The following is a 13,901-nucleotide window of genomic DNA, read 5'->3' on the forward strand; positions in this document are numbered from 1 at the left end:
GGACTCAGGAGGATTCGAACCTCCGACCGCTCGGTTCGTAGCCGAGTACTCTATCCAGCTGAGCTATGAGTCCGTTGGTGTTTTTAGACCAGATCACCTCTGGTTTGTTTGCCAATCCGGCCTGAGCCCGATTTGCCAAATAATGGCGGAGAAGGGGGGATTCGAACCCCCGACACCCTTTTGAGGTGTACTCCCTTAGCAGGGGAGCGCCTTCGGCCACTCGGCCACCTCTCCGCAACACGGGGCGCATGATAAACATGTTTTCCCCGTTTGCAAACCAAAATTTCGATAAAAATTAGTGGTTTGGTTCTTCGCCCTTCTCTTTCTGGATGCGCTGGTAAATCTCTTCACGGTGAACGGCGACTTCCTTAGGCGCATTGACGCCAATCCGCACCTGATTACCTTTAACGCCCAACACGGTGACAGTGACTTCGTCACCCACCATCAGGGTCTCTCCGACCCGGCGAGTCAGAATCAGCATTCCTTTCTCCTTACGGATTCAATTTCGGACAACAAGTCTTTAAGCGGTTGCAAAGCACCGGCCAGAATCAAGACGAAACCGCCAGCACCCGAGTTTTGACCAGCGCGGACGGAAAGAAAGTTCCACCAACACCGACCAAAAGAGCAAAAGGCGCGGAATGACCGCGCCTCTTGCAGATGCCTCAGTCGCCTTGACGGGCCGGAGCATCGAGTTCGAACGCAGTGTGCAGGGCACGCACCGCCAATTCCAGATATTTCTCTTCGATGACCACCGAGACCTTGATCTCGGAGGTGGAGATCATCTGGATATTGATGTTTTCCTTGGCCAGCGCCTCGAACATACGGCTGGCCACACCGGCGTGGGAGCGCATGCCGACGCCGACGATGGACACCTTGGCGATGTTGACGTCACCGACCACCTCACGGGCCCCCAGCTCGCGCGCAGTGGCTTCCAGCACCTGTTGGGCGCTCTGGTAGTCGTTGCGGTGCACGGTGAAGGTGAAATCGGTGGTGTTATCGTGCGCGACATTCTGCACGATCATGTCCACTTCGATATTGGCGGAGCTGATCGGGCCAAGGATCTTGAACGCAACGCCCGGCAAATCAGGTACGCCACGGATGGTCAGCTTGGCTTCGTCGCGATTGAAAGCGATGCCGGAGATGATCGGCTGTTCCATGGATTCCTCTTCATCAAGGGTAATGAGGGTGCCCGGGCCCTCCTGGAAGCTGTGCAGAACGCGCAGCGGGACGTTGTATTTACCGGCGAATTCCACCGAGCGAATTTGCAAGACTTTCGAGCCCAGGCTGGCCATTTCCAGCATCTCTTCGAAGGTGATCTTCTCGAGGCGCTGGGCTTTCGGCACCACCCGCGGGTCGGTGGTGTAGACACCATCGACATCGGTGTAAATCTGGCACTCATCGGCCTTCAGGGCCGCCGCCAGAGCGACGCCAGTGGTGTCGGAACCACCACGCCCGAGGGTGGTGATGTTGCCCTGCTCGTCGACGCCCTGGAAGCCGGCCACCACCACCACGCGACCCGCTTTCAGGTCGGCACGGATATTGGTGTCGTCGATGCTCAGGATGCGCGCCTTGGTATGCGCGCTGTCGGTCAGGATGCGTACCTGGCTGCCGGTGTAGGACACCGCCGGCACGCCACGCTTGATCAGGGCCATGGCCAGCAGCGCGATGGTCACCTGCTCGCCGGTGGACACCATCACGTCCAGCTCGCGGGCTATCGGCTGGTCATCGCTGATCTGCCTGGCCAGTTCGATAAGGCGATTGGTCTCGCCGCTCATGGCCGATACCACGACGACGATGTCGTCACCCTTTTCGCGGAATTTCTTCACCTTCTCGGCGACCTGCGCGATACGCTCGACGGTGCCGACGGAAGTACCGCCGAATTTCTGTACGATCAAAGCCATTTCAAAGCTGCCTCAGCCCATGAAGGGCGCCCATTAAACAGACAACACCGCACACCACCAGACCGCTCGCCGGGCACGGCGGGCGATCTGGCCACGCTTGCGTTACGGGCCTTAGAGGCCCTGCTCGACGAACGGGCCGATCAGCGCCAGAGCGCCGTCCAGTGCGGCCGCATCGACCCCACCACCCTGCGCCATGTCCGGCCGACCACCACCTTTGCCGCCGACGGCAGCAGCGGCCTGTTTCATCAGGTCACCGGCCTTCAGCTTGCCAGTCAGATCCTGCGTCACACCGGCCACCAGAACGACCTTGTCGTCCTGCACGCCGCCGAGCAGGATCACTGCGCTGCCGAGCTTGTTCTTCAGTTGATCGACCAGCGCCAGCAAGCCCTTGCCATCCAGGCCATCGATGCGCGCGCTGAGCGTCTTGACGCCCTTGATCTCCACGGCCGAACCGGCCAGGTCGCTGCCTGCTGCACTGGCAGCCTTGGCCTTGAGCTGGTCCAGCTCCTTTTCCAGCTGGCGATTGCGATCGATCACCGCAGCGAGCTTGTCGAGAAGGTTGTCGCGACTGCCCTTGACCAGCGACGCGGCCTCCTTCAATTGCTCTTCCGCACCATTGAGGTAGGCGAACGCGGCAGCACCGGTAACCGCTTCGATACGCCGTACACCCGCCGCCACACCGCCTTCGCTGACGATTTTGAACACACCGATATCACCGGTGCGGTTGGCGTGGATGCCGCCACACAGCTCGACCGAGAAGCCATCGCCCATGGTCAGCACGCGCACGTTGTCGCCGTACTTCTCACCGAACAGCGCCATGGCACCCTTGGCCTTGGCACTTTCGATATCCATCTCTTCGGTCTGCACGGGCGTATTGCGGCGCACTTCGCGGTTGACGATTTCTTCCAGCTCCCTGAGCTGCTCCGGCTTGATCGCCTCGAAGTGACTGAAGTCGAAGCGCAGGCGCTGACTGTCCACCAGCGAGCCTTTCTGCTGCACGTGCTCACCAAGGACCTGACGCAACGCGGCATGCAACAGGTGAGTCGCCGAGTGATTGAGCCCGGTTGCAGTACGCACCGAGGCATCCACTTCGGCATTGATGGTGGCGCCCACGCTCAGGCTGCCCTTGCTGACCACGCCATGGTGCAACCAGGCACCACCGACCTTGGTGGTGTCGCGCACGTCGAAACGCACGCCCGGGCCTTCGAGGAAACCACAGTCACCGATCTGGCCACCGGATTCAGCATAGAACGGCGTCTGGTCGAGAACCACCACGCCCTCCTCGCCTTCGTTCAGGGTGTCGACGGATTGACCGTCGCGCAGCAGCACCAGCAGCTCGCCACTGGCAACGGTGGCGGTGTAACCGAGGAAGCGGGTATCGGCGTCGACCTTGACCAGGCTGTTGTAGTCCACCCCGAAGGAACTGGCGGAGCGCGCACGCACGCGCTGAGCTTCCATCTCGCGCTCGAAGCCGGCCTCGTCGAGGGTCAGCTCGCGCTCACGGGCGATGTCACCGGTCAGGTCCATCGGGAAGCCGTAGGTATCGTACAGTTTGAAGATCACTTCGCCCGGAATCACCGTGCCGCTGAGTTCGGCCAGGTCCTGCTCGAGGATTTTCAGGCCCTGCTCCAGGGTCTTGGCGAACTGCTCTTCTTCGGTTCTCAGCACGCGCTCGATATGCGCCTGCTGCTGCTTGAGCTCCGGGAAGGCTTCGCCCATCTCGCTGGCCAATGCCGCGACGATCTTGTGGAAGAAACTGCCCCTGGCGCCCAGCTTGTTGCCGTGACGGCAGGCGCGGCGGACGATGCGACGCAGCACGTAGCCGCGGCCCTCGTTGGACGGGGTGACGCCGTCGGCGATCAGGAAGCTGCAGGAGCGGATGTGGTCAGCCACCACTTTCAGCGACGCGTCGCCGTTGTTGGCGCAGCCGATAGCCTGGGCGCTGGAATCGAGCAGGCTCTGGAACAGGTCGATCTCGTAGTTCGAGTTGACATGTTGCAGGACGGCGCTGACGCGCTCCAGGCCCATGCCGGTGTCCACGCTCGGCGCCGGCAGCGGGTGCAGAACACCGTCAGCCGTGCGATTGAACTGCATGAACACGTTGTTCCAGATTTCGATGTAACGGTCGCCGTCTTCTTCCGCAGAGCCGGGTGGGCCGCCCCAGATGTGGTCGCCGTGGTCGAAGAAGATCTCGGTGCACGGGCCGCACGGGCCGGTGTCACCCATGGTCCAGAAGTTGTCGGACGCGTATGGCGCGCCCTTGTTGTCGCCGATGCGGATCATCCGCTCGGCCGGCACACCGACTTCCTTGTTCCAGATGTCGTAAGCCTCGTCATCGGTGGCGTAGACCGTTACCCAGAGTTTTTCCTTGGGCAGGTTCAGCCACTTCTCACCGGTGAGGAATTCCCAGGCGAAGTGGATGGCATCACGCTTGAAATAGTCGCCAAAGCTGAAATTGCCGAGCATTTCGAAGAAGGTGTGGTGACGCGCGGTATAGCCGACGTTTTCCAGGTCATTGTGCTTGCCACCGGCACGCACGCATTTCTGGCTGGTCGCGGCGCGGGTATAGGCGCGCTTTTCCAGGCCCAGGAAACAGTCCTTGAACTGGTTCATGCCTGCGTTGGTGAACAGCAACGTCGGGTCGTTGTTCGGAATCAGGGAGCTGGAAGCGACACGGGTGTGCCCCTTCTCTTCGAAGAAGCTCAGGAAAGCTTCACGGATTTCTGCGCTTTTCATTGGCATTTTCCAGGAAAACAGGCGGCCACGGCGAAGCCGGCAAAAGCCCGCATTATATCGGGCTTGTCCGTGGCGGCTAGGGCATAGCCTGAATTATTTCCCGCAGGCTCGATGGCCGGAAATCAGCGGCCTGCACCACTGGCCGGCAAACCGGAAGTGGGCTGCATGATACGGCCCGCAGGCCAGGTCGGCATGGCAGGAGCCTGGCCCATGGGGCAGCCTCAGGCGCGAAACGCGGCGAAGGCCTCGATCACCTGCCCCACAGCATCGGCCCCCACATCCAGATGGGTGACCATACGCAGACGTGGTGCAGCGCTGAGGCGAATGCCGCGCTCGGCGCAGAAGGCTTTCAGTTCGCCGGCACGCTCACCGATCTGCACGTAGACCATGTTGGTCTGCACCGGCTCGACCGAGTAACCCAGCTCACGCAGGCCTGCCGCCAGGCAATCGGCATTGGCGTGATCCTCGACCAGCCGCTCGACCTGATGATCCAGCGCGTACAGCCCAGCGGCCGCCAGCACGCCAGCCTGACGCATGCCGCCACCGACCATCTTGCGCAGGCGCCGGGCCTTGCCGATCAGCGCCTCACTGCCGCACAGCACGGACCCTACCGGCGCCCCCAGGCCCTTGGACAGGCACACGGAAACGGAGTCGAAATGCCGAGTGATTTCACTCGCCTCGACATTCTGCCTGACGGCCGCATTGAACAGGCGAGCACCGTCGAGGTGCAGCGCCAGGCCCTTGTCGCGGGTAAAGGCGCGGGCGGCAGCCAGATACTCCAGCGGCAGTACCTTGCCCTGCATGGTGTTCTCCAGCGCCAGCAGACGGGTGCGGGCGAAATGGAAGTCGTCCTGCTTGATCGCCGCTTCGACACGGGCCAGATCCAGCGAGCCATCGAGCTCCATGTCCAGCGGTTGGGGCTGAATCGAGCCGAGCACGGCAGCGCCGCCGCCCTCGTACTTGTAGGTATGCGCCTGCTGGCCGACGATGTATTCGTCGCCGCGCTCGCAGTGGGCCATCAGGCCCAGCAGGTTGCTCATGGTGCCGGTCGGTACGAACAGCGCCGCGGCGAACCCCAGTTGCTGCGCCAGGCGCTGTTCCAGGCGGTTGACGGTCGGATCCTCGCCATACACGTCGTCGCCCAGCTCGGCGGCCAGCATCGCTTCTCGCATGCCGGCGGTGGGCTGGGTGACGGTGTCGCTACGCAGATCGATGATAGGCATGGGCACTCCTGTGCGAGCAGGTGAACGGAGGATGGCAATGCCATCACCCCAGTAGAGAGGCGTCGGCCGGGACGATGAGGATGCCGGCGCGCTGGCCATTATGCACTTTGGGGTTGGGGAAAATGATGCGTGCGCCCTGCTCCTCCACCACCCAGCGGCTGCTGGCCAGGTCTTCCGCCAGCAGGTAACCGGGCGCCAGTTCGGTGAAATTCTCCACGTCGGCGGGCAGGTGCAAGGTAAAGGCGTCGCTGTGCTTGATCACCTCACGGGCGAAGGCGAACAGTTGAAGGTGCTCGGTAGCGGCCTCGTCCACCGGCGGTTCGCAGCCTTCGATGAGCGCTTGCAGACGGAGCTCCAGGCGGTCCAGATTGACCAGTTCGTTGTGCCCGAACGGTCTGGCCTTGCCCAGCTCGAGGGTGAATGCCTCGGCCCCCAGCCCGGCGTAGGTGTAGGCACTGAAGGTGGTAGATGGCTGACTTTGCAGGAGCACCGCGTCGATGCCGGCAGCCTGCAGGCGTGCACACTCGTGCCGCGACTGACGACGCCCCTCGACCCAGGGATACAGGGCGAACTGCTCGATCCGCGACGCGCGGATGGCCGTATGCAAGTCGTAATGCAGGCGGGTACGTCCGGCATCGGCGAAGAACGAAGCCGCCAGGTGCTCCAGCTCACAGGCGCGCATCGCCTCGGCACCACTGCTCAGCTCATGCCGACCACTGAACAGGCGATTGATGTCCTGCTCGATGAAGCGTTCACCACGACGCATCGCCGGTGGGTTGCCGAACAGCAGCAGCAAACGCGCGTGCGGCTGCAGCTCGTTACGGGCGATGCGCCGCAGCAACCTGTCGAGCAGCTCGATCGGCGCCGTCTCGTTGCCATGGATACCCGCCGAGAGCAGCAGGTCCATGCCATTGTCGCGACCACCAGCCGGTGTCACTTCGAGTGCCCCCTCGGCCAGCCATCGCAGGCGCGTACCCTCCGGCGTCAGCTGGATCTTCGAGGCCGGCTCGTGGCCGGCCAGGGTCAGTTCGAGCAGTTTGCCGAGGGCGAGCATGGGCGTTCCTCAGTGATTGCAATCCGGACCATGGACATGATCGTCATCGGCGCCGTCATCGGCCGGCTCCATCTCCAACTCCAGGCTCACCAGGTTGGTCGCCAGCGGGCGCAGCAGCAGGTTGGCGTATTCGGTATCACCCTCGGCGACATCCACGCCAATCATCAACTGGCCGTTGCCGACCTGCTGAATCCACACTTCCTTGCCCTGCCAGAGCACGGCGAAACGGGTGCACGACGTTTCCAGTTGGGTGCCGTCGCTGTCTTCGAGAATCAGTTGCAGGGCGTCGCTCATAGGTACTCCAGGGTCAATGGCGGCTCATGGTGCGAGCCGACTCAATTCAATTGAAAGGGATATACGGCGCCAAGTCCAAGAATTCGGGTCAACTCGTCCAGCGCGGTTCGGCATTCGTTCAGCAGCTGTGGATCGGCCAGATCACTTTCGCTCAGGCGATCCCGGTAATGGTGATCGACCCACTGCAACAGCCGTTCGTAAAGCCCCGAGGTGAGCATCACGCCGGGGTTCATCGCCGCCTGCTCCCGAGCGGTCAATGCCACCCGCAAGCGCAAACACGCCGGACCGCCACCGTTCTGCATGCTCTGTTTGAGGTCGAAGGCGCGCACTTCGGCAATCGGCCCATCGCTGCCCAGCAGCGTCTGCAGATAGGCCCAGACCCGCTGGTTGCCGCGGCATTCTTCCGGCACGACCAGCAGCATACGCCCGTCGGCGCGGGTCAACAGCTGGCTGTTGAACAGATAGGAGCGCACCGCATCCTCGACGCCCACCGCATGGCGCGGCACGCAAACCGTCTGCAATCGGCCGCCCTGACGCGCGAGCTTGTCACCGAGTTCGCCGATGACCCGTTCACTGTCGAGGAAGGCATCTTCATGGTGGAACAGCACCTCGCCATTACCCACCGCAATCACATCGTTGTGGAACACGCCCTGATCGACCACCGCAGGGTTCTGCTGAGCGAACACCACTGCAGCGTCACGCAGACCATGCAGACGCGCCACCGCCTGGGAAGCTTCCAGCGTCTGTCGCGCCGGATAGCGCTGCGGTGCCGGCAGGCGCAGGTCGAAGGCACTGCGGCCGAAGACGAAGAACTCCACACCCGGCTCGCCGTAGTCACGGCAGAAACGGGTGTGATTGGCCGCTCCCTCATCGCCGAACTGGCTGACCGCAGGCAAGGCGGCATGGTGGGCGAAGTAGCGCTCGTCGGCGAACATCGCCGCCAGCACACGGCTGGTGGTCGGGTGTTCGATGGAGCGATGGAACTTGCAGTTGAGATTGGCCGCGGTGAAATGCACGCGCCCGTCGGCGGTATCGGCACCCGGGCTGACGGTGGCGGCGTTGGCCGTCCACATGCTCGACGCCGAGCAACTGGCGACCAGCAGCGGCATGGCCTCGCGTGCCGCCCTCTCGATCACCTGAGCGTCGCTACCACTGAAACCGCAGCGCCTCAGCGCCTGCACATCGGGCCGTTCCTGAGGCGCCAGCACGGCCTGGGCAAAGCCCATGTCCATCAGCGCCTTCATCTTGGCCAGCCCCTGGCGGGCGGCTTCCCGAGGGTTGGAGGCGACCTGGCCGTTGTTCTGCGAGGCGACGTTGCCGTAGGACAGGCCACCATAGTTGTGCGTGGGGCCAACCAGCCCGTCGATGTTCAGCTCGCAGGCCGAAGCGCTTGGACGACTCATAGGCTGACTCCCGGCGCCAGGCTGTCGGGCAGCACCAGACGCTCGCTTTCCAGCGAGGCGACCGGATAGGCGCAGTAGTCCGCCGCATAGTAGGCGCTGGGGCGGTGGTTGCCCGAAGCGCCGATGCCGCCGAACGGCGCGCTGCTGGCGGCGCCGGTCAGCGGCTTGTTCCAGTTGACGATGCCGGCGCGGCTGCGCAGCCAGAACTGCTCGTAACGTTCGCGGGAATCGGATAGCAAACCGGCCGCGAGACCGAAACGGGTGGCATTGGCCTCCTCGATGGCGGAATCGAAGTCGGCATAGCGAATCACCTGCAGCAGCGGCCCGAAAATCTCCTCGTCGCTGCGCGGCTGCACGGCGGTCACGTCGATGATCCCGGGCGTCAGCAGGGCGGCGCCTTCCAGCGGCTGGCTCATGTCCAGCATCGGTCGCGCGCCCTTGTCGACCAGACGCATCTGCACCTTGAGCAGGTGTTGAGCCGCATCGAGGGAGATCACCGCCCCCATGAACGGCGCCGGCTGGGCGTTGAACGCACCGACCTTGAGGCTTGCCGCCACGCTGACCAGACGCGCCAACAGCGCGTCGCCCCAGGCCCCTTCCGGGACCAGCAGGCGCCTGGCGCAGGTACAGCGCTGACCGGCGGAGAGGAAAGCGGACTGGATGATGCAGTAAACCGCCGCGTCGATGTCGGCGACCTCTTCTACGATCAACGGATTGTTGCCGCCCATCTCCAGCGCCAGGATGGTCTCCGGGTGGCCGCCGAACTGAGCGTGCAACAGATTGCCGGTGCGACTGGAGCCGGTGAAGAACAGCCCGTCGATACCCGGATGAGCCGCCAGCGCGGCGCCGGTTTCCCGCGCCCCTTGCAGCAGATTCAGCACGCCCGCCGGCAAGCCCGCCTCGATCCAGCACTCGAGCGTCAACTCGGCCACTTTCGGCGTCTGCTCGCTGGGTTTGAATACCACGCAGTTACCAGCGAGCAAGGCCGGCACGATATGCCCATTGGGCAGGTGGCCTGGAAAATTGTAGGGGCCGAACACGGCGATCACGCCGTGTGGCTTGTGGCGCAGCACGCTGCCCTGCACGCCTTGTTTGTGCCCCGTGCGCTCTGCGTGGCTCTGAACCGAAATGGCCACTTTGCCGATCATGCTGGCGACTTCGGTAGCAGCCTCCCACAACGGTTTGCCGGTCTCTTCGCCGATAGCCTGCGCAAGCTCATCCTGCCGGGCCTGGAGGACCGCAGCAAAACGCTCGAGCAGCGCGATTCGCTCGTTCGATGGCACACGGGCCCATTCAGGAAATGCATCGCGAGCGGCCTGCACAGCAGCCTCGACCTGCTCGGCATCAGCTTCACGGCCGACCCAGAGCACCTGCTGGCTGACCGGGTCGAGGGATTCCAGGGTATTGCCCTGTCCTATCTGCCAGAGACCTGCAATGTAATGCGTGCTCATGGTCTATCACTCCAGGCTTCACGGTTCGACAGGCCACCGCAGGCGATGGCCTTGTACCTGTAACGGCTGCCGCTCTCATGGCGGCATCACCGGTCGGAGCAGACGGTACGTCGCCCCCGATCACATCGAAAACACGGCGTCAGGCCTGCGCGGCCAACATCACTGCGCGCACCTGATCCCCCACGCTCAGGCGCAGGCGCCTGGCGGTCAGCGGGTCGACCACCAGAGTGCCAGCGGCCATGCGCGCCCTTGCCGCGGTAATTCGGCAATCCTCGCGCTTGCGGTTGTGCACCAGATACACCGGCGCATCGTCCCCTGGCGTACCGATGGCGAGAACCAGCAACTGGCTGTCGCGAATCGCGCGTATCTTCGCGGTCTCCGCCTCTATGGCCGGGCCGGCATCGAAGATGTCGACGTACCCCTGATAGCTGAACCCTTCCGATTTGAGCATCGCCAGGGCCGGCTCGGTGTCCGGGTGCACGCGGCCGATCACGTCCCGTGCGGCCTCGGACAGGAAGCAGGTGTACAGCGGGAACCTGGGCATCAGCTCGGCGATGAACGCCTTGTTGCCGACGCCGGTGAGGTAGTCCGCCTGGGAGAACTCCATGCGGAAGAAGTGCCGGCCGAGGCATTCCCAGAACGGTGAACGGCCCTGCTCATCGGACACGCCGCGCATCTCGGCGATGATCTTTTCGCCGAACTGCTCGCGAAACTCGGCGATGAACAGCAGGCGCGACTTGGACAGCAGGCGCCCATTCAGGCCGTTGCGGTGATCGGCGTGCAGGAACAGCGAGCACAGCTCCGAATGACCGGTCAGGTCATTGGCCAGGAACAGGGTCGGCACCTGGCGGTGGATATTCAGTTCCTGAGAGGCGCAGACCGTGAGGCCGACCCGGTAGTTGTACCAAGACTCCCGCAAGCCGACGCCACCCGCGATCGCGGAAATACCCAGCACGCGGCCGTCGTCGTCCTCGAGCACGAACATGTAATCGCAATCGCCGCGCTCGGCTTCACCGCGAAAGGTCTTCTCGGCACGACCGACGCGGTAGGCCAGGCGTGCCTCGTTGGCCGGCAGGGTAGTCAACCCGGTGCCGGTACTGCGCGCCAGGTCAATCAGCGCCGGCAGGTCACCGGCACGTACGGAGCGAACGATCATGATGCCTCCGAAAAACTGCGAGCCAGCCAGGTGGCATTCATTGCTGACACCTTCATACCGCCACCAGCCTTACCTGACCGCCTTCGACGACGCCAAGCGTCTGCGCGGTGAGCGGGTCGAGCACAGCGGGCTGGCCGGGCGCCCAGTTCATCTCGGCGATCACCGCACGAAAGCCCTGCAACTGCTCGTTGCTGACCAGATAGGGGCGGCCGCTGCCGTCGGCTTCGCCGAACACCACAGGCGCCAGCACGCTCTGGGCGATGGAGCGAATGCCCGAGGTCCGCGCATGCAGGGTCGGCCCGCCATCGAAGATATCGATGTAGTGATCGGTCTCGAAACCGTCACGCATGAGGATGTCGAAGGACACCTGCGCACGCGGATGCACCAGGCCCATGGACTCCTGCGCGGTATCCGGCAGCAGTGGCACGTAGATCGGGTAGTGGGGCATCAGCTCGGCGAGGTAGGCCCGGCTGCGCAGGCCGCACAGTCGCTCGGCCTCGCCATAGCTCATGCCGAAGAAATGCCGCCCCACCGCATCCCAGAACGGCGACTCGCCCGCGTCGTCGCTCTCGCCGACGATCTCCACCACCATGGCATCGGCGAACCGCTCCGGGTGGCAGGCCGCGAACAACAGACGAGCACGGGAGTTGAGCTCGGACCAGACACTGTCGACCAGCGAGCGCTCGACGTAGAAACTGGTCAGCAGGCTGTTGCCGGTCAGATCGTGGCACAGCGAAAGCACGTGAATCTTGTTGTGGATCTTCAGCTCACGGGAGTTGTGAACGAAGGTCTCGTTGCGAAAGCTGTAGAACGGCTCGGAATAGCCTGCCGAGGCGACGATGCCGGAGCAGCCGACCAGGCGCCCGGACTCGCTGTCCTCGAGCACGAAGAAATAGCGTTCCTCGCCATTGAAGCTCACTTCGGCCGCGAACGAGGCCTCGGAGGCAGCGATCTTGTCGCGCAGCCGCTCGGCGTTGTCCGGCAGCGAGGTGACCCCTACCGGGCTGTCGGCAGCCAGGCGCTGCACTTCAGCGAGGTCGGTCATTCGCGCGGGGCGCATAACCAGCATGGTGTCACTCCTTAAGCAGAGCCCGGGCACAGCAGTCCCGGTAGCGAGAACCATCATCCATGGGGCCGGCCGGAACATCCGGGCGGACGGGCAAGAGCACTGGCGGCACTCGGGCCGCCAGGCAAATCAGGCAGCGGCAACCACCTTGGCCACCGCGCGCTCGAAGCGCTGCAGACCTTCGTCGATATCGGCGTCCTCGACCACCAGGCTCGGTGCGAAACGCACCACGTCCGGCCCGGCCTGAAGGATCATCAGATTCTCTTCGGCCGCGGCGTCGAAGAACGCGCGCGCCTTGCCCTTCCAGGCCTCGGACAACACAGCACCAATCAACAGGCCCATGCCGCGCACACCGGAGAACACCCCGTACTGCTCGCCGATCTGCTCGAGGCGCGCCTTGAAGCGCTGGTGCTTGGCTTTCACGCCGTCCAGCACCTCGGGGGTATTGATCACGTCGAGGACCGCGCCGGCCACCGCACACCCGAGCGGGTTGCCGCCATAGGTGGTGCCGTGGGTGCCGACCGCCAGATGGCTGGCGAGCGCCTCGGTGGTCAGCATCGCGGCGATCGGGAAGCCGCCGCCCAGGCTCTTGGCGCTGGACAGCACATCTGGCGTCACGCCGTAGTGCTGGTAGGCGAACAGATGACCGCTGCGGCCCAGGCCGCTCTGTACCTCGTCGAACACCAGCAGCGCATTGTGCTGATCGCACAGCTCGCGGGCGCCCTGCAGGTAGGCCTGATCGGCTGGCAGTACGCCGCCCTCGCCCTGAATGGGCTCCAGCACTACGGCGCAGGTCTTGTCGCTGATCGCCGCCTTGAGCGCGTCGAGATCGTTGTACGGCACATGGGTGATGCCCTGGATCTTCGGTCCGAAGCCATCGGAGTACTTCGGCTGGCCACCCACGCTCACGGTGAACAGGGTGCGCCCGTGAAAGCTGTTGGTGGCGGCGATGATTTCGTACTTGTCAGCGCCAAACCGGTCATGAGCCACACGACGCGCCAGCTTGAAGGCCGCCTCGTTGGCTTCCGCGCCCGAGTTGCAGAGGAACACGCGCTCGGCGAAGGTGGCATCGACCAGCTTCTTGGCCAGGCGCAGCGCCGGCTCGTTGGTGAATACGTTGGACACGTGCCACAGGGTGTTGGCCTGCTCGGTCAGCGCCTTGACCAGCGCCGGGTGCGCATGGCCCAGCACGTTGACGGCGATGCCGCCCGAGAAGTCGATCAGCTCACGACCACTCTGATCCCAGACGCGCGAACCGGCACCACGCACCGGCACGAAGGCCGCGGGCGCGTAGCTGGGCACCATCACCTGGTCGAAATCGGCGCGTTGCACCGGGTCGTGCTGAACGGACATCGGAACTCTCCTGACGAGACACGCAAGCCCCGGCGGGCCAGCGATGCGAAAGATTGTAGGGGGTGCTCGAGGGGCAGCATTGCCGGCATGCGACAACTTCTTACAGCGCCAACCCAGGCTCCAGACGCTCGCGACAAGAGCCGCACGACGCGTCGGTGAGGCGCAGTTTAAACGCTGCCGCTATCCAGACGCACGGGGTGGCAGCTATTTAACCTTTCAAGGGCTGCGAACGGCCACTGCCAGTTGCGTCAGAGCGCATGAAAA

At 63.8% G+C, this 13,901-nt stretch carries 11 protein-coding genes and 2 tRNA genes; all 13 read right to left on the reverse strand.

All coding sequences use genetic code 11. The annotated features are described in order from the left end of the window. The 13 genes from ACT9T4_RS21455 to ACT9T4_RS21515 all read right to left on the reverse strand — a co-directional run bounded on the left by ACT9T4_RS21455 (window position 1) and on the right by ACT9T4_RS21515 (window position 13,637). Window positions 1-73, reverse strand: a tRNA-Arg gene (locus tag ACT9T4_RS21455). Between the two features lie 70 nt (window positions 74-143). Further along, window positions 144-234, reverse strand: a tRNA-Ser gene (locus tag ACT9T4_RS21460). 61 nt (window positions 235-295) lie between these two features. After that, window positions 296-481: a carbon storage regulator CsrA gene (gene csrA / locus ACT9T4_RS21465; protein ID WP_013792214.1), complete on the reverse strand. Its 186-nt coding sequence runs from the start codon at window positions 479-481 to the stop codon at window positions 296-298. A gap of 181 nt (window positions 482-662) precedes the next feature. Next, window positions 663-1,901: an aspartate kinase gene (locus tag ACT9T4_RS21470; RefSeq protein ID WP_042553122.1), complete on the reverse strand. Its 1,239-nt coding sequence runs from the start codon at window positions 1,899-1,901 to the stop codon at window positions 663-665. 111 nt (window positions 1,902-2,012) lie between these two features. Then, a complete protein-coding gene (alaS, locus tag ACT9T4_RS21475) occupies window positions 2,013-4,637 on the reverse strand; it encodes an alanine--tRNA ligase (protein ID WP_499118847.1) in 2,625 nt (874 codons plus the stop codon). A 221-nt stretch (window positions 4,638-4,858) separates the two neighbouring features. After that, window positions 4,859-5,860 (reverse strand): low-specificity L-threonine aldolase, encoded by a 1,002-nt coding sequence (ltaE, locus tag ACT9T4_RS21480; protein ID WP_499118849.1) that lies wholly within the window; start codon window positions 5,858-5,860, stop codon window positions 4,859-4,861. A gap of 43 nt (window positions 5,861-5,903) precedes the next feature. Continuing rightward, window positions 5,904-6,914, reverse strand: coding sequence for a succinylglutamate desuccinylase (astE, locus tag ACT9T4_RS21485; protein ID WP_042553125.1), 1,011 nt, complete (start codon window positions 6,912-6,914; stop codon window positions 5,904-5,906). Window positions 6,915-6,923: 9 nt separating this feature from the next. Then, on the reverse strand, window positions 6,924-7,208 hold the full coding sequence (locus ACT9T4_RS21490; RefSeq protein ID WP_042553126.1) for a hypothetical protein: 285 nt from the start codon (window positions 7,206-7,208) through the stop codon (window positions 6,924-6,926). Window positions 7,209-7,249: 41 nt separating this feature from the next. Next, on the reverse strand, window positions 7,250-8,611 hold the full coding sequence (gene astB, locus ACT9T4_RS21495) for an N-succinylarginine dihydrolase (RefSeq protein ID WP_499118851.1): 1,362 nt from the start codon (window positions 8,609-8,611) through the stop codon (window positions 7,250-7,252). Further along, a complete protein-coding gene (gene astD, locus ACT9T4_RS21500; RefSeq protein WP_499118853.1) occupies window positions 8,608-10,062 on the reverse strand; it encodes a succinylglutamate-semialdehyde dehydrogenase in 1,455 nt (484 codons plus the stop codon). Before astD ends, astB begins: the two co-directional genes overlap by 4 nt. 139 nt (window positions 10,063-10,201) lie before the next feature. Beyond that, entirely contained in the window at window positions 10,202-11,218 is a 1,017-nt protein-coding gene (gene astA / locus ACT9T4_RS21505; protein WP_499118855.1) for an arginine N-succinyltransferase, read from the reverse strand. Window positions 11,219-11,270: 52 nt separating this feature from the next. Beyond that, window positions 11,271-12,287 (reverse strand): arginine/ornithine succinyltransferase subunit alpha, encoded by a 1,017-nt coding sequence (gene aruF / locus ACT9T4_RS21510; protein ID WP_179538709.1) that lies wholly within the window; start codon window positions 12,285-12,287, stop codon window positions 11,271-11,273. 126 nt (window positions 12,288-12,413) lie between these two features. Then, window positions 12,414-13,637, reverse strand: a complete 1,224-nt coding sequence (locus tag ACT9T4_RS21515) for an aspartate aminotransferase family protein (RefSeq protein ID WP_042553131.1) — start codon at window positions 13,635-13,637, stop codon at window positions 12,414-12,416. Between the last annotated feature and the right edge of the window lie 264 nt (window positions 13,638-13,901).

The organism is Pseudomonas sp. SZ40 (assembly GCF_052958135.1).